This window comes from Pseudarthrobacter equi (genome assembly GCF_900105535.1).
In the GTDB taxonomy this organism is placed as follows: Bacteria; Actinomycetota; Actinomycetes; order Actinomycetales; family Micrococcaceae; genus Arthrobacter; species Arthrobacter equi.
Window position 1 is genome coordinate 18,363 of record NZ_LT629779.1, and the last position, 15,778, is coordinate 34,140.

Annotated in this window: 12 protein-coding genes and 1 tRNA gene; 6 read left to right on the forward strand and 7 right to left on the reverse strand. The window is 58.9% G+C overall.

Annotated elements, in window-relative coordinates:
- Nucleotides 1-6: 6 nt before the first annotated feature.
- The 6 genes from BLT71_RS00085 to BLT71_RS00110 form a co-directional block, all read right to left on the reverse strand.
- Nucleotides 7-957, reverse strand: coding sequence for a hypothetical protein (locus BLT71_RS00085; RefSeq protein ID WP_091716523.1), 951 nt, complete (start codon nt 955-957; stop codon nt 7-9).
- The gene (locus tag BLT71_RS00090) at nt 954-4,058 is read right to left on the reverse strand and encodes a type I restriction endonuclease subunit R (RefSeq protein ID WP_091716525.1); all 3,105 of its coding nucleotides are present in this window, start codon (nt 4,056-4,058) and stop codon (nt 954-956) included. Before BLT71_RS00090 ends, BLT71_RS00085 begins: the two co-directional genes overlap by 4 nt.
- 2 nt (nt 4,059-4,060) lie before the next feature.
- Nucleotides 4,061-5,389, reverse strand: coding sequence for a restriction endonuclease subunit S (locus BLT71_RS00095; protein ID WP_091716526.1), 1,329 nt, complete (start codon nt 5,387-5,389; stop codon nt 4,061-4,063).
- Nucleotides 5,386-7,353 carry a type I restriction-modification system subunit M gene (locus BLT71_RS00100; RefSeq protein WP_091716528.1) on the reverse strand — a complete coding sequence of 656 codons (1,968 nt, stop codon included), beginning with the start codon at nt 7,351-7,353 and terminating at the stop codon, nt 5,386-5,388. Before BLT71_RS00100 ends, BLT71_RS00095 begins: the two co-directional genes overlap by 4 nt.
- A gap of 149 nt (nt 7,354-7,502) precedes the next feature.
- Nucleotides 7,503-7,739 (reverse strand): DUF2188 domain-containing protein, encoded by a 237-nt coding sequence (locus BLT71_RS00105; protein WP_091716530.1) that lies wholly within the window; start codon nt 7,737-7,739, stop codon nt 7,503-7,505.
- Between the two features lie 520 nt (nt 7,740-8,259).
- The gene (locus BLT71_RS00110; RefSeq protein ID WP_157693400.1) at nt 8,260-8,556 is read right to left on the reverse strand and encodes a helix-turn-helix domain-containing protein; all 297 of its coding nucleotides are present in this window, start codon (nt 8,554-8,556) and stop codon (nt 8,260-8,262) included.
- Nucleotides 8,557-8,727: 171 nt separating this feature from the next.
- Here BLT71_RS00110 and BLT71_RS00115 point away from each other — a divergent pair, with 171 nt between their 5' ends.
- From BLT71_RS00115 to BLT71_RS00130, 4 genes are all read left to right on the forward strand, one after another.
- On the forward strand, nt 8,728-9,660 hold the full coding sequence (locus BLT71_RS00115) for a tyrosine-type recombinase/integrase (RefSeq protein WP_091716534.1): 933 nt from the start codon (nt 8,728-8,730) through the stop codon (nt 9,658-9,660).
- Between the two features lie 102 nt (nt 9,661-9,762).
- Entirely contained in the window at nt 9,763-11,043 is a 1,281-nt protein-coding gene (locus BLT71_RS00120) for a hypothetical protein (protein WP_157693402.1), read from the forward strand.
- 217 nt (nt 11,044-11,260) lie between these two features.
- Nucleotides 11,261-11,334 (forward strand) — tRNA-Gly (locus BLT71_RS00125).
- Between the two features lie 305 nt (nt 11,335-11,639).
- Nucleotides 11,640-12,890, forward strand: a complete 1,251-nt coding sequence (locus BLT71_RS00130) for an amidohydrolase (protein ID WP_091716538.1) — start codon at nt 11,640-11,642, stop codon at nt 12,888-12,890.
- 2 nt (nt 12,891-12,892) lie between these two features.
- Here the strand turns inward: BLT71_RS00130 and BLT71_RS00135 are convergent, their stop codons facing one another.
- Complete coding sequence (locus BLT71_RS00135; RefSeq protein ID WP_091716539.1) at nt 12,893-14,314, reverse strand: MFS transporter; 1,422 nt, start codon at nt 14,312-14,314, stop codon at nt 12,893-12,895.
- A 133-nt stretch (nt 14,315-14,447) separates the two neighbouring features.
- On the opposite strand from BLT71_RS00135, the gene BLT71_RS00140 reads away from it, so the two are divergent.
- Together BLT71_RS00140 and BLT71_RS00145 are read left to right on the forward strand one after the other, a co-directional pair.
- Nucleotides 14,448-15,302: a LysR family transcriptional regulator gene (locus BLT71_RS00140; RefSeq protein ID WP_045732473.1), complete on the forward strand. Its 855-nt coding sequence runs from the start codon at nt 14,448-14,450 to the stop codon at nt 15,300-15,302.
- A gap of 147 nt (nt 15,303-15,449) precedes the next feature.
- Entirely contained in the window at nt 15,450-15,764 is a 315-nt protein-coding gene (locus tag BLT71_RS00145; RefSeq protein WP_091716541.1) for a hypothetical protein, read from the forward strand.
- The last annotated feature ends 14 nt before the right edge of the window (nt 15,765-15,778 follow it).

Sequence of the window (15,778 nt, forward strand, 5' to 3'; positions counted from 1 at the left end):
TTCAAACTATTTGATCGGAGATGAGAGGTCGAGATGACCCAATTGAGCGCCAGCAGGGAAATCTTCTGACGACGTTACCGTTAGCACTTCTGGGCACTTTTCCACTCGCGCGGCGATTTCTTCCCCTAGAGCAAAAAATCGTTCGTCTAGAAAAGAATCCAGATGTTTCGCCTGAACAACATCGATCCGCAATTGCAAATCCATCTTGTCCGTCTTGATGTGTCGCGTCACGTTCGACCACGGCTTGCTGTGGGCTTCCAGTACATCAGCCTCTGTATCCACCTCGAATATGTCGTTTGAGGTAACGAGTATCGGAAGCGTCAAGCGGTTGAGCGAAAAGTTGGTATCTGGATTGAAGACGCCACGGGCTACCGTTCTTTTCGAGACGCTTTGCACTGCTTTAGCCATGGGCATGACGATTCCGTTGAACATATGGTCGTTATCAGCTATCCATTCCTTCTTTCGCTCCATGACTACGAGTTGATTGCCAATAAAGCTATCAGCGCTCGGACTGCCGGGAGCGGAAGCGAGGTCTAAAACGCTCCAGACCGAGCGGCGGGTGGAGCCTCTACTCGCCGTGCTTGGAGGAACTGGCGGAATAGGTATGGAAATACCCTCGTGCGCATAAAACTTTGCACCGAAAGGGACCCGCGCCTTTTCGGTGTCCTTTGCAGCCCTTCCGACTATCACGTACGGCGACTTCGGATTCTTGCACTCAATCAGTAATTGGATGCCGAAAACGATGCGTCGGCTCTCATGTGTATAGAACTGCTTATAACCCCACACATCGATCTCACGGGATTTACCTTCGTCGGGGTCCTCATACGCACGAGACACCTCACACTGAATGTCGCGCTTCTCTAGCACCTTTCGAACGTCTTGTTCAAGGATGAAACCAGTCTGACGAAGGGCAGCGATTACGTCTTCTGATGATGGTCCGGAGTTGAGTTGGTTCATGCCGCTTCCTCATCCCGAAGCTTCTCGAAAAGCCCCATCTTCTTGAGCAACTCCACCATCTCGCCCACCTTGTCGGAGGACAGGACCCAGCCAATACCCTTGGCGTGCTGCTCCCCTGCCTCGATGACAGAATCCTCGACGGTAGTCAGAATCTTGGGTGACGAGTAGAAGTCCACCTTGCCGTTCGCCTGCGCCTGACCCCGCAGCGTTCGGTTCTCCAGTGCCTTGTTCAGCACGCTCTCTGCCACGGAGAGCTGGTCGGCATCGGTCAGTCCAGAACCCTCAAAGAAGGTGTTCATCTGGTCAATGATCTCCGCCCACTTTGCCTTCTTGACTTCGTGGGCTGAACCGGTTCCAGCAGCCGTCAGCGGGTCGAGAGGTATGGACTCATCACCTGACAGCTTCAGGTCAGCCTTTTCCTGCTTCTTGAGCTTGTAGTGAGTCATCACTACCTCGGACAGGTCAACTGTCGTTCTGTCCTGATTCTCCGAGCTGATTACACGCGCGAGCAGCTTGTAGAAAATCGACCGCTTCTCCAGATCGGTGTCTTGATAGTCGATGATTTGCGACAGGAAGTCGTAAGCGCGGATGAAGCTGCCAAGGTCCTTACGGAACAGGTCCAGCGCGTCCTGTGCAGTCTTGTCGCCGTCTTCCCGCGCCTTCTGGTAGCGAACCCGGAACCGTGACTGCGCAGGCGCTACAAAGCCCTTCAGCTTCTCATGAGTGGTCTTCCCAACCCACGCGGCAGCCGTCGCCTCGACCTCGCTGATCTCGTAGATACCAGCGCTATCCAGCTTCGCTTGGAGGTCATGCACGATGTCCGGATCAGTGACCGCAGAAAGTTCGGCTTCCTTGTGGTACTGCTGGAACGCGGCAAGGATTTCCGCCGGGTCATTCACAAAGTCGACGATGAACGTTTGGTCCTTGCCGGGAGTCACTCGGTTCAAGCGTGAGAGGGTCTGCACGGCAGTGATGCCAGACAGTTTCTTGTCCACGTACATCGCAACAAGCAACGGCTGATCAAAGCCAGTCTGGAACTTATTGGCAACCAGCATGATCTGGTACTCATCGGTGTTGAATGCCTTCGGAAGCTCACGCCCCTTGAGACCGGGGTTCATCGTGTGCTCATTTAGCTTGCCGATGCCGGATTCGTCGTCGATTATGTCGCCCGAGAATGCGACGAGCGTTGCCAAGTCCTTGTAGCCCTTGTCGGCAATGTACTTATCGATAGCCACCTTGTAGCGGACAGCTTCCTTCCGGGAGCCAGTAACAACCATGGACTTCGCACGCCCTGCGAGGTGGTGACGCACATTGGAGCGAAAATGCTCCACGACGACGGCAACTTTTTGACTGATGTTATATGGGTGAAGTTTCACCCAGCGCATCAATTCCTTGACGGCTTCAGACTTCTCGATCGTCGTCTCGTCAGAGTCGTAGTCCACGCCGTTGTGCGCGAGCTTGAACGCCATCTTGTAAGGCGTGTAGTTCTTCAGCACATCGAGGATGAAGCCTTCCTCAATTGCCTGCTGCATCGAGTACAGGTGGAAGGGCGCGGGTAGTCCGGCTTCGTTGGGACGCCCGAACAGCTCCAGCGTCTTAGCCTTCGGCGTTGCGGTGAATGCGAAGAACGACAGGTTCTTGCTTTCCGCGCGCTTGTTCATTTCTTCTGCGAGCACGTCTTCTGTGGAAAGCTCAGCTTCCGGATCGACTTCAGCGTCGACGGCGGCTTCATTGCCGGAGGTCAGAACCTTCTTCAGGTTCTTCGCTGCGTCACCGGACTGTGAGCTATGCGCCTCGTCCGCGATGATGGCGTACGACTTGCCCTTCAGTCCCTTGTTTTTGGCGATCTCATCAAGAGCGAAGGGGAAGGTCTGGAGCGTCACACCAATAATTTGGGTGCCACCAAGAAGTGCCTTGGAAAGTGCCTTCGACTTTGCGCCGCCAGTGGAGGTAATGGCTTCAAATACCCCATCCACCTTGTTGAGCTGCTTGACAGCATCCTGCAACTGCCCATCCAGTACCTTGCGGTCACTGATCACGATCACGGCATCGAACATCTTCTTGCCATCGGCATCGTGCAGGGAGTTGAGCCGGTGAGCAGTCCATGCGATGGAGTTTGTTTTGCCAGAACCAGCAGAGTGCTGGATCAAGTACCGGTGTCCCGGTCCTTCGGCGGCAGCAGTTTCCGCCAGCTTGTTTACCGCTTCCCACTGGTGGTAGCGCGGGAACAGCAATGATTCGTTCTTGGTCTTCTCGCCCGTGATCGGGTCCGTCTTCTCCTCAACGTGCAGGTGCATGAACTTACTGATGATGGTCAGCCAAGAATCGCGTTCAAGAACCCGCTCCCACATGTAACTCGTCTCCGAGCCGTTGGGGTTGACCGGGTTGCCCTTGTGCCCGTCATTGCCCATGTTGAAGGGGAGGAAACGCGTCTTCGCGCCGCGCAGATGTGTGGTCATGAAACACTCGGCGTTAGACATGGCAAAGTGCACTAACGCTCTATGCCCGAACGAGAACAGCGGTTCACGCTGCCGCGTGACGGCATCCACGGGGAGACGGTTTGTCTTGTACTGGTCCATCGCGTCTTGCACCGTCTGGGTGAAGTCCGTCTTCAACTCCATAGTGGCGACAGGAATGCCGTTGACGAAGAAGACGAGATCGACGCTGTTCTGGTTGCTGGTGGAGTAGTAGACCTGCCGCATGACGCGCAGACGAATTTTCGCGTAGTCGGCGGTGGTCTTCGGGTTCTTGTCGTCGTTGGGCTTCAATTGCGACATGCGGAACGAAGCTGGCGTCGCCTTGAACCCATTTCGGAGAACAGCGAGGGTGCCGCCCCCTGATTCCAGTGGGGCATCGAGCACCTTGACGAGCCGGGTGAGCAGCCGTTTGAAAGACTTGTTCTGCACGTCCGGGGAGTCAGTTGGCTTGACGATCTTCTCAAGCTCTTCGGGCTGGGTGTCCGTCAACCATCCGCGCACGTCCTCGGGGAACAGGGCGAGTTCCTTGTCGTATCCTGTACCGTTCTCTGAGTACAGCCAGCCGTGGCCGTGCAGGTACTCCCCGATGCCCTTCTCGAATTCAACCTCGTTGTATATCGCCATACCTACGCAGCCCCCAGCTCAGCAGTAATGTGGTTTCGAACGTCAATCTTGCCCGTCACGGCAGCGGAAATGAGCGCAGCGCGCCGCTCCTTAGACAGCTCAATCGCTTCCTTTGCATCAGCTATTGCGGCGTCAATTTCGGCAGTCTCGTAGTCGAGATAGACAGTAATTTCCCTCTGCTCATCAACGGGAGGAACTGGAACTGGCAAAGTGGCATATTTGTCAGCACCGATGTTCTGAATCGTGGCGACCGTTTGCGACGCATTCTTCCAATCAAGAAATGGCGTCGACTGGAAGAACCTGTATGCGAACTGCGGCAGGAGCAACTTCGGATCGCACTCAACCCTGATGAGATAGCCCGCGAAGCAACTGGGCGGACTGTCCTCCGGCACAATGAATGCTTTCCCTACAGTTGCTCCGCTTCGTGCCAGCAAGATGTCATGAGGTTTCACCATGTAGTCCGCTGCAACTTCCGGTGGCAAGGACCTGAAAGTCTCGTCCTTGAGTTTTCCATCGTAGCCGAAATCAGTGATCCTCAAATAACGCACCCAGTCGGGGTTATCAAATTCCGCCGCTTCGTTCGCCCCATACTTCAGTTTTGACGCCAGCAGATGCCTCAAGGAAGCGGTGCGCCAACCCTGAGGTACTTTTCCAAGCCACTCAACACCGCTGCCCTTCATCTGGACAGTTAGGTCGAGACCCTTTGTCACCGCCTGTGTAATGGTGGCTGTTCGCCGCTCATTCAGTAGCTCGATAAGTTCCTCCTGATCCGCAATAAAGTCATCGATCTCGGCGGTCTCTCGGTCGAGGTAGGACACGATGGCGCGCTGTTCACCCAACGAGGGAACCGCGAGAGGTAACCACTTCATGTCGGAGAACTTCATTGACTGCCGAAGCCCGCCGCCCATGAAATAGAAAACCTTCCGAAGGTCGCAGTCCCGAAGTGCATACGCCACGAAACGGGGAAGAACACCCTCGCATCGTACCGACAGATACGCAGAAGTTATTATCCCGCGTTCCGCCGCGATAGCGGATCTTAAGCTTCGTTTGTCATTCTGCAAGTCGGTCAGTCGCAAAACAATGTCATCCGCCTCGATCACCTGATACGTTTCGAATGACTCGGGTAAGAGTCCCGCGTTCGAACTAATATCTTTACGAATGACCCTCCCATAACTGAGGGAAAGCAGATTATCCTCCACCATCCCCCGGTTCGAGCGCTTATTCTCCCTTACTAGCGAGAAGAATGGGCGGACGGTCCAAGATGCGGGGATAATTCCCATCCACTCTACGTTGCTGTTTTTGTACTCTGGATAAGGCTTTACACCGCTCATGCCTTTACCGCTTCCAAACGGGCACGGATACGCCCAAGAACCGCGTCAAGATCATCGTCAATAGATTCCAGCGATCGAGGTTCCTGATACTTGTAGAAGTGACGAGTGAAGGGGATGTCGTAGCCAATTCTGGTCTTCGACTCATCTATCCAAGCATCCGGGGCAAACGGGATTACCTCACGCTCGAAGTATTCCTGAACGTCCTCAGTCAGCGGCACGTTCTCAGTGTCACGCAGGTCCGGATCGGCTTCCGGCATGCCCTTAGCGTTGGTACTGATCTCGCCAGCTTCGTCACGAGCAGAAAGTCCTGTGACGAGTGCTTTGATCTGTGGCGCGGTGAGGCTTACTCCTCCGTTCTTTAGCGCGGTCCTGATGTCAGTAGTGAAGCCATCGCGGTTTGTCCACACATACTCCGGGTTCAGTTCCGACAGCGCCTCACGCAGTGCAACAGCTTCGTTGTCAGTCAGTTTCACCAATCCCTTGGACGCCAATGCGGCGGCTATCCGATCCTCGTTAACGGCAAAGTTGATTCGAAGGGGACGCTCAACAGTGATCGTTTGGTAACCGAAGTCAGCGATCTTGAGAACTTTGCTGTGCTCGGACTCAGCGTCAGCGTATGCACCGTAGAGCTTCACGATGCTCTCGATGTGCTTCTCGCCAAGTTCCTTTCGCTTGGAGCCAAGGCTCTTACGCATCGTTCGGAAGAATTGTTCACCGGAGGCGTCTATGAGTTGGACAGTCCCCTTGCGTTCCTCAGACTTCCTGTTGGTAAGGACCCACACGTACGTGGAAATGCCCGTGTTGTAGAACATGTCAGTGGGCAGCGCGATGAGCGCCTCCAACAGATCGTTCTCCAGAATGTATCGACGAATCTCCGATTCACCGGAACCAGCGCCACCCGTAAACAACGGTGAACCGTTCAGGACGATGGCAGCGCGTCCGCCGCCGTCCCGAACCGGGCGCATCTTCTTGATGAGATGCAGCAAAAAGAGCAGGGACCCATCGGAGACGCGGGGCAGTCCGGGACCGAAGCGACCCTCGTAGCCCTGTTCCTTGTGTTCCTTCTCGACGATCGGCAGGGACTTCTTCCAGTCGACGCCGAAGGGAGGGTTGGACAGGCAGTAGTTGAAGGTCTTGCCGATGTGTCCGTCGTCCGTCAGCGTGTTTCCAAGGACAATCGCGCCAATGTCCTGTCCCTTGATCACCATGTCTGCTTTGCAGATGGCGTAGGACTCTGGGTTCAGTTCCTGACCAGCGAGGGTCAACGTGGCATCCGGGTTCATCTTCCGGATGTGCTCATCCGCAACCGAAAGCATGCCACCAGTACCTGCGGTGGGGTCATAGATGGATCGGACGATGTTCGCCTTGTCCAGATCGTTGTCGTCCGGGGCGAAGAGGATGTCCACCATTAGGTGAATGACCTCACGCGGAGTGAAGTGCTCACCGGCGGTCTCGTTGGACGACTCCGCGAACTTGCGGATCAGTTCCTCAAAGATCAGACCCATCTCAGTGTTGGTGACATTGCTTGGGTGAAGATCGACGGCAGCGAACTGCTGCGCGATCAGGAACAGCAGGTCGTGCTCATGCAGTTCCTCGATGCGCTCTTCAAGCTTGTATTTCTCGAAGATGTCACGCACGTTGTCGGAGAACCCGCGCACATAGTCGAGCAGGTTGTCACGAACGTTCTCGGCGTCACCTGTCAGTTTCTGGAAGTCGTACTTCGAGGTGTTATAGAACGCGTGCTTTGACTTCCGGGGAAGAAGTACCGTGAGCGGGATACCGCCGTCCTTTGACTTCTCATACTCTGCCAGCACGTCTTCCTTGGTCTCCGCCAGCACAGCGTCCAAACGGCGGAGGATCGTGAAGGGAAGGACGATGGAGCCGTACTGGTGAGGGCGGTATGAACCCCTCAGCAGATCGGCAATGCTCCAGATGAAGTTGGCGTAGTTGTTGTTGCTAGACAAGATTGCCCCCGGCGAGTCAGTACATGCGAGATATTGAAATTCATGCTATCCCGCGCTGAGCGCCAACTTTCTTGGGGCATATTTTGTTCGCCGTTGGCACCAGACCTTGCTTTCTGACGTGCAGGCAGGTCTGGTGCCAACCAATGCGACTACCCCTTGATATTGCGAGGATCGTTACCCGGCTTCACAGTGTCGGCGGCACGAATCTGGCCGTCAGTACCATGGATGCTTACCTCTCCACCGCCCGCGTTGCCCACGATGGTCTTGGCACGACTGATCGCTTCCTTCTGCGTGTCGGTGACCGCGCTTGCGCGCTTCGCGTCCGGGGCAACAACAGCCCAGCCGTCATCTCTCTTTAATACGTGTCGGTTATTGGGATTGCTCACTGAGACCTCCTGAAGTTGGAACTGCTGACAATGGCATGGTCGCACCCCACGCCGACATTTACCGGCAGGGCATTCGAAGTCCCCAGCAGGGCGACAATTCGAAACGGCCACGGAAGAAATGCCTGTTCTCCAATAGCGAAAAGTGGACGGTCATCGCCGCGAAATTGCCGGATTCCCAAGGATTCGCACCACTGTCGCCATAATTGACATTTCTACTTCGGGACTCATCGCCGCTGGCCGTAACGAGAGATCGGTGCTTCGATCGGGATTGACTAACCCGCGCCCAAACAAAGGATTCACCGCGAAGATGTCCGCAACATTCAAGCGTCCCGTCGCTTAAAGAGGAATGACTCCAGCGCCAAACTGAGGTCATTCAGAATTCCTTGACTAACGCGAACCCACTCGCGCTAATCCACTCCTACAAGAGAGTAGTTCCATGGTACCGGCCGTTTCAGGCACAAAGCAATCAAGCCTGTCAGCGTTGGGCGAACAATTCCCTGATAGAGAACTTGGTGGTTCTTCACGCAAGTCGAGGCGAGGGGAGCAATTCCCTACCGAGCGCTTTCTCCAGCAAGGCGATGGTACCGAGGTCGGGGACGGTATGCCCCTCGATGATGCTCAGGACAGTGGTGTGCGAAACACCGGCAAGTCGTCCCAGCTCACGGAGTCCGAGCCCCTGATCATCCATGGCGGCGACAAGAGCACTGGCAAACAGGCGAGCGTACTCAGCGGAGATGTTGCTGGACAGGTCAGCAGTAAGCCACTGGACGCCTTCTCCGGCGATCTCAGCGGGTCTGACAGCCTTCCTCTGCGCCATGGTCCAACTGTAGACCACCCCGTCCGCAGCGCGGCAGTCCCTTGGTATCTCGTCGGCGCTCCCGCAGATTTTCTTCTGGCAAACAGTCAAGGGTCTTGTCAAACACCCGACTCCCGTGTTTATAGTGGTGGTCTATATATCGACCACTCGATAAACATGGAAGCAGATGCCATGGCGAAAACCAAGCCAGAGCAGGGCGTCCTCCTCATTGAAGCCGTGGACCTAGTGCTCAAGCACTGGAAAGACACGAACGCGCTGACGGAGGCGTCCCACGCCAAGTTCGATGACCTTCTCCACCGCTACGCCAAATTCGCCCAAGCACACAACGTCCCGGTCTTTGCCGATCAGACAGAAGCGCTGGCAGCAAAGTGGATCAAGGCTAAGGGCACGTCCCGGCACGGCGTCGTCTCTGAGCCTGCCACTGCTACCCAGAACACGCGGCGTTCGGCGCTCCGTAAGTTCTACCGTGATGCTGAGGAACTCCGCATACATGGCTCAGGACTTGTAGTCCGAACTCGCGTAGGTCCCCGTTCTCCCGGTCTCGCGCGTCCACTGACGGAAGAAGAAGCGCGAAATGTTTGGCTTTACGCCAAGGATGCTGGTCCTCGCACGCGCCGTCCCGTGATGTTCGCTTTGCTACTGTCTGGCGTCCACTCCTCGGAAGCTGGGATTATCACCACGAGTGACGTGGATATCGCCAATCAGCGCGTCTGGGCGCACGGTGACACTACGCGCATGGAAGCGCGGTGGGTGAAGATTCCCGACATCTACTTCTCAGCCATTGTGGAGCGCGTCGAGTACCTGCGGGCATGGATGCCGCCACACCGCACCTTTGAGACTTTTCAGCTCACGCAGGGTACATCCCAGCAACCGATGGGTCACGCGCAAAACCGGGCAGCATCAGCGTGTGTCGAGGTATTCAGGAGGGCGGGACTCGGGGATGACCCGCGCATCACCCCGTCGTCCGTGTCTCTTTATGCAGGCTCGCGCATGCTCATCGACGGCGAGCGCATCGAGGTCATCGCGCACGCACTCGGCTACAGGTCCATCGATTCTTGCGTCGCCGCTCTTGGCTACAACTGGCGGACGGGGGAGATCGGCTAACCCATGGGGAAACTAGGGCATGGCTCTCCGGCAGACAAGGAATACGGTTGGACTCCCCACCGTAGGTCTCTTGCTGCCCTGCGCTCGCCCTACATCCCCGAAATGGCAGCTATCATCCCCAAGCGTGATGGGTCCAAAGCCGGTCGACCCAATCATCACCCGGATCACGTTTACCTTCTTGTTTTGGCAATCCTCGGTATCCACGGATCGCACCGCAGCGCGATTGCGTGGCTACGAGAAGACACGAACTGGTACAAGGTGCGATCGCACGCTCGCCGCTTCTGGGACATCGAGCTTGCCACCACGCCGCCGAAACGCAGTACGGTCACCTACAACCTTGACCGGCTATCCCCTTACGCTGATCTTCTGAGTGACAAGTTCACGTTGCTCGCCATCGAACAGGCGCAGAAGCAAGGGTGCCTGATTGAAGGTCCGGAAACGATGAGTAAGCCCAAGCGTGGCAACATTCTGGTTGCTGACGGCACCGTGCCCAAGACTCGGATCACAGAGACCACTCGTAAGAGACTCATCGAAAAGGGCGTGAAGCTACCCGAGGTCGATGAGCACCGAGAGGGAGGCGAGGACAAGGGTGTCCGTGTGCTGGGGTTCAAGGAACTGTTGGTTGCAGTACGACCTGATGCTTTCCCGAATTCGCGCATCATCCTGAGCCGAACCCACGTGCCAAAAGAGAAGGGCTATGGCGGCGAAGCGGGCATAGCGGTTCGGGAGATGGAGAAGCTGCGAAAACTGACTAAGGGATTCCTTGGTCTCCGCTATGACGGCGCGATGACCGGCATGCACCTCGACGCCATGCTGAAACTAGGTGTCAGCGCCATTTCTCCGGTTCCAAAAGACAATATCCAGCGGATGCTCTATGACATCGATTGCACCTGCGGTAACCAGCACACCCTGCACACAGAGGGTGGAGAATTCGTTGAGCTGGACGTGCTGGACACCGGAAAGACCTACTCGGTGCCGTGCAAGCGAGTAGAGCAGTATTCACGGAAGAATGCCGATGGCACACACCGCTGGTATGCAAAGCTGCTACTGATGTGCGGGGAGCACCGCACCGAGCGACTCGACACCACCGCCGCAGACAAGAAGCTCGGCTTCAATCGCGCGCACCATGTCCGGCTGCACCCTCCGGAGAGTCAGTACTACAAGGACACCTACGGCTACCGAGCAGACATCGAGAGCGTAAACAATAACTTGGATTCCACTCTCTACCGTCACCGCATGATCACGGACACCAAAGGACGGCAGGCGTTGGTCGTCCTCGGTTTTGCTATGGCACGGAACGCGATAAGCGCCGAGGTCTACGCCGCGCGACTAAAAGCTGGGCACTTCAGCGATCCGCCAAAGGAACTGGCATCAGCGGCATGACACATCGGTAAGAGGACCAAGAAGCCTAAGATAAGCCTGTCTCCGGACGGGCTTTCTGTGGTTTTAGGGAGGTTTCACCCCCGCCCTCAAGCCCTCGGGCAACCCAAAACGGGGGAATAACCAGCAGTGTCGCGGTTCCGAGGGAACTTCAGACTGAGGTAGTGTAAAGCTCGTTGTTTGACCGGGATTATTGTCCAATTTTTTGGACAGTCCCAACGCGGCTGTAGCTCAATGGTAGAGCGCTAGCTTCCCAAGCTTGATACGCGGGTTCGATTCCCGTCAGCCGCTCCAGTTTTCCCCAGGCCAGGCCTGAGGAGTGATGTTTACGGTGGGCCACAACAATAACAACGACGCTGTGGACCACAGCCCGTCCAGCCTCCGGAACTTCTCCGGCAGGAGATCAGCCAAACCTTGCTGCCGTTTCTGCGCGGGTGATTGTTCGGCCCCGCTCCTCACGGGCTGTCGCCGGCAAGGCCATACTTTTACCCCGTCCGGCGACGGTTTTGCGGTCGGTGAACGCCCGGCCTTTGGCCCTCGCTTCGCCTGCCTCCGGGCGTAGGGTCGCAAAGCAAGCGAACCCGTAAGTAAGGACTGTCATGACAAAGGTTTTGGACGACGTTGCCTGGGTGGCACAAGACCTCGCCGGAGTTTACGAGGATCTGCACCAGCATCCCGAGCTGTCCGGAGCCGAAGTCCGGACCGCCGGGATCGTGGCCGAACGGCTCTCCGGGCTGGGCTGGGAAGTGGGCACCGCAGTCGGCGGGACCGGCGTCGTGGGTGTCCTACGGAACGGGGACGGACCCACAGTGATGCTCCGTGCGGACATGGACGGCCTTCCTGTCCTAGAAAAGTCGGGGCTTGGCTACGCCAGCACGGCACGGGGCACCAGTCCCGACGGAGCTGACGTTCCCGTGATGCATGCGTGCGGCCACGACGTCCATGTCACCTGTCTCCTCGGTGCGGCCACGCTGTTCAGCGCCCACCTCCCGGCTTGGTCCGGGACCATCGTGGCGGTGTTCCAGCCGGCCGAGGAAACCGGCGCCGGCGCCCGCGACATGGTGGCGGACGGTCTCTTCGACCGTTTCCCCGTGCCGGACGTTGTCATGGGACAGCACGTGGCCCCGTTCCCCGCCGGTGCACTGGGTGTGCACGCCGGACCGGCCTTCGCCGGGTCCGACAGCTTTGCCGTGACGCTGTTCGGCCGGAGCGGACACGGCTCCCGCCCGGAAACCACCGTGGATCCTGTGGTGATGGCCGCCGCCACCATCATGCGGCTGCAGGGGCTGATATCCCGCGAAATCGGCGGCAACGAGACGGCTGTCCTCACCGTAGGCCAACTCAACGCCGGCACCAAGGACAACATCATTCCCGAAGAGGCCAGGCTGGGCATCAGCATACGCACCGCGGATCCGGCGGTCCGGGAGCGGATGATCAGCGGCATGACCCGCATCATCAACGGCGAGGCCGCAGCTTCCGGGGCTCCCCAACCGCCCTCGATCACTGCCGGGCAGCACTTTCCCGTAGTGGTCAACAACCACGACGCCACCGCCCGCGTACGCGAAGCGTTCTCCGCAAAGCTGGGCGGCGCCGTCGATCCCGGCCCCGTCACCGGCAGCGAGGACGTGGGCACCCTCGCCACAGCCGCAGGAGCACCATTGGTGTACTGGCTGTTGGGCGGCACCGATCCCGAGGCGTACGGCAGGGCGGTCCAGGACGGGACGGTGGCATCCACCATCCCGTCCAACCACTCACCGACTTTTGCCCCAGTCATCCGCCCTACCCTCGACGCCGGGATCTCGGCGCTCGTGGTAGCCGCGTTCGCTTGGGTTGGAAAACCCGAAGGGTAGGGCTAGGCAGGCGCCGTCCGGTCCACGATCCGGATCGGCCGGCGCCGGTCCCGCACGTCCACCTTCAGGTACAGTGAGCCCTTCCGTGCCAGGACAATGCCCACCACAACTGCCGCGAGCGCAGGCACCCCGCCGGATACCAGGAGGGCAACGTGCGGGTCAGCGTGTTCGGCGATCCACCCCAGCATCGGACCGCCAAGTGCCTGGCCGCCAATAAGCACCATGATGTACAGGCTCATGACGCGCCCGCGGATCCCCATGTTTGAGCTGATCTGCACCAGCTGGTTGGAGCCGGTGAGGAACATCAGGCACCAGAACCCGGAAAGCACCATCACAGCCCCGAACGTTGCCAGCGAGGGCGCCAGCGCAGCCAGGCACAGCATGGCCCCATACATTCCCGCACAGAACACCACCGAGCGCAGCCGCAGTTGGCGGCGCCGGGTCGAGGCTATGGCACCGGCCAGGGCACCGAGGGCCACCAGCGCGTTCAGGAGGCCATATCCGCCGGCTCCCACACGGAAGACATGGTCGGCAAAGGCCGCGAGGATCACCGGCAGGCTCATGGCGAAGACCGAGATGAATCCGGCCATCAGCCAAGGCCAGTAGATGGTGGGCTTGCTCAGCGCATACCTGAGTCCCGCGCGCAGCATGCCCTTGCTCTTGGGTGTGGGGGCGCTGACGTGCAACTGGTCCTTGCGGAGGATGAGCAGCATCGCCACGGTGGAGCAGCAGGCCACCGCGTTGGCCGCGAACGCCCAGCCCGCACCCACGGCGGTGAGGAGCAATCCGGCCAGCGCCGGCCCGATCAGCCCGCCCAGCTGGAACGTGGTGGAGTTGACGCTGATGGCGTTGCGCAGGTGGGTGGGACCCACCAGTTCGTTGACGAATACCTGGCGCGCGGGCTGGTCGAGCACTGTGACCAGTCCCAGGACCAGGGCGATCACGTAGACGTGCCACACCGCAATGGCGCCGGTCAGGGCGAGCGTGGCGAGCAGGGCAGCCAGGACCGCAGCCATGCTCTGGCACAGGATCAGGATCTTCCGCTTGGCGAAGCGGTCGGCAATCATGCCGCCCCACGGGCCCAGCAGCAGCGACGGCAGGAACTGCAGCGCCACCGTGAACCCCACGGCGGTGACGGACCCGGACAGCTGGAGGACCAGCCAGTCCTGGGCGATGCGCTGCATCCAGATGGCGATGACGGCGATGAAGTGGCCCACCGCGAAGATGCGGAAGTTGGGCACGCTGAGGGAGATAAACGTGTGCTTCCACGGCAGGCGTTCCGCGACGACGGGCACGGGCTGGGTGAGCGCGTCCCGGTTCCGGACGTCGGGAGCTTGCGGGGTGGGCGGCAGGGCCGGTGCTGAACTCGCGGAATCGATGACGGGCTGGCTGACGGTTGCCGACGACGGCGGTGGGGGTGCCACAGGATTGTCCTCAAAGTGGGTGCGGTCCGGGATGTCCTTAACGCTATGGTGGCGCTAACAGATTATGGAGACGTATTGTCCCTATAACTCGTATTGCAAACCGCAATACAACGCGCAGCCGATGGAGTCCACCGTGTTCGAACCAGCCCAACTCCGCTCGTTCCTGGCTGTTGCCGAGACCCTGAGCTTCACCAAGGCCGCAGACCGGCTGGGGCTGGCCCAGCCCACCATCAGCCAGCACATCCGGAAGCTGGAAACCGCCGCCAAGCGTGTCCTCATCACCAGGGACACGCGGGACGTGCGGCTGACGGACAACGGGGACGCGATGGCGGGTTTCGCCAGGAACATCCTCTCGGCCCACGACGCCGCGGCCCGCTACTTTTCAGGCTCGGCGATGCGGGGCCGGCTGCGTTTCGGCACGGCTGACGATCTGGCCATCACCGGGCTGCCCCGGATCCTGCGCGAGTTCCGGCAGATCTACCCGCAGATCAACCTTGAACTGACTGTGGGCCAAAGCGACCAGCTCTACCGCAAGCTCAACGCCGGCCAACTGGACCTGGTGTTCGTCAAGTGGGTGGCCGGCGCCAAGGACGGCACTGTGGTCCAGCACGATTCCTTCTCCTGGGTGGGCCTGGAACAGACGTCCCTCGAACCGGGCGCGCCGGTGCCCCTGATCGCTTACCCCTCCCCCAGCCTCAGCCGGAAACTTGCCATCGACGCTCTCGAAGCGCACGGCCGGACCTGGCGGATCACCTGCACCACCCGCCAGATCAGCGGCGTCCTGGCCGCCGTCCGGGCCGGAATCGGCGTGGCCGTCATGCCGTCATCTCTGGTACCGGAGGACCTGAAGATCATCACCCGCCGGTTCGATCTGCCGGCGGTGGGCGATGTGGATTTCACCCTGATCCGGAATCCGCTGGCCAACGCGGAAGTCATCGACGCGCTGACGCAGTCCATTGTGGGGCGGATCATCAACCGCCAGGGGTGAAGCGGCAAGGCAGAGACGGGAGAAATCTTTCATTGATGTCAGATCGTTGCATAATCTATGCTGGTTTCTCCAGGGTCAAGCAGCAGGCCGGTTCTATACTACGGGCGCGCCTGCACACCATGGCACGCCGCCCGGGACAGGCAGCCAATGACGACAGCCAGGAACACCCATCTCAGCGCCGCACACGCCCGCCCGCACACCAGCACCCGGCCGGCAACGCGTCAGTCCAACCTCGGCACCGGCCTTGCCACCACCGATTCGGGCTACATCGGAAAGCCGACCTGCGAAAAGTGCCGGACGGACGAATTCATCTATCTTGAGTCCTATATTCCGCCCACCTACCGGCACGACGGGTCAGTCGCGGCTCTGGGCGAGGTGGCATACAACTGCACGCGGTGCGAGGACTTCTCGGCCCACAGCGTGCCCGTGACGTGGTCTCCGCCAGGTTGGTACTTGGGCTGACATCCCACGGGCCG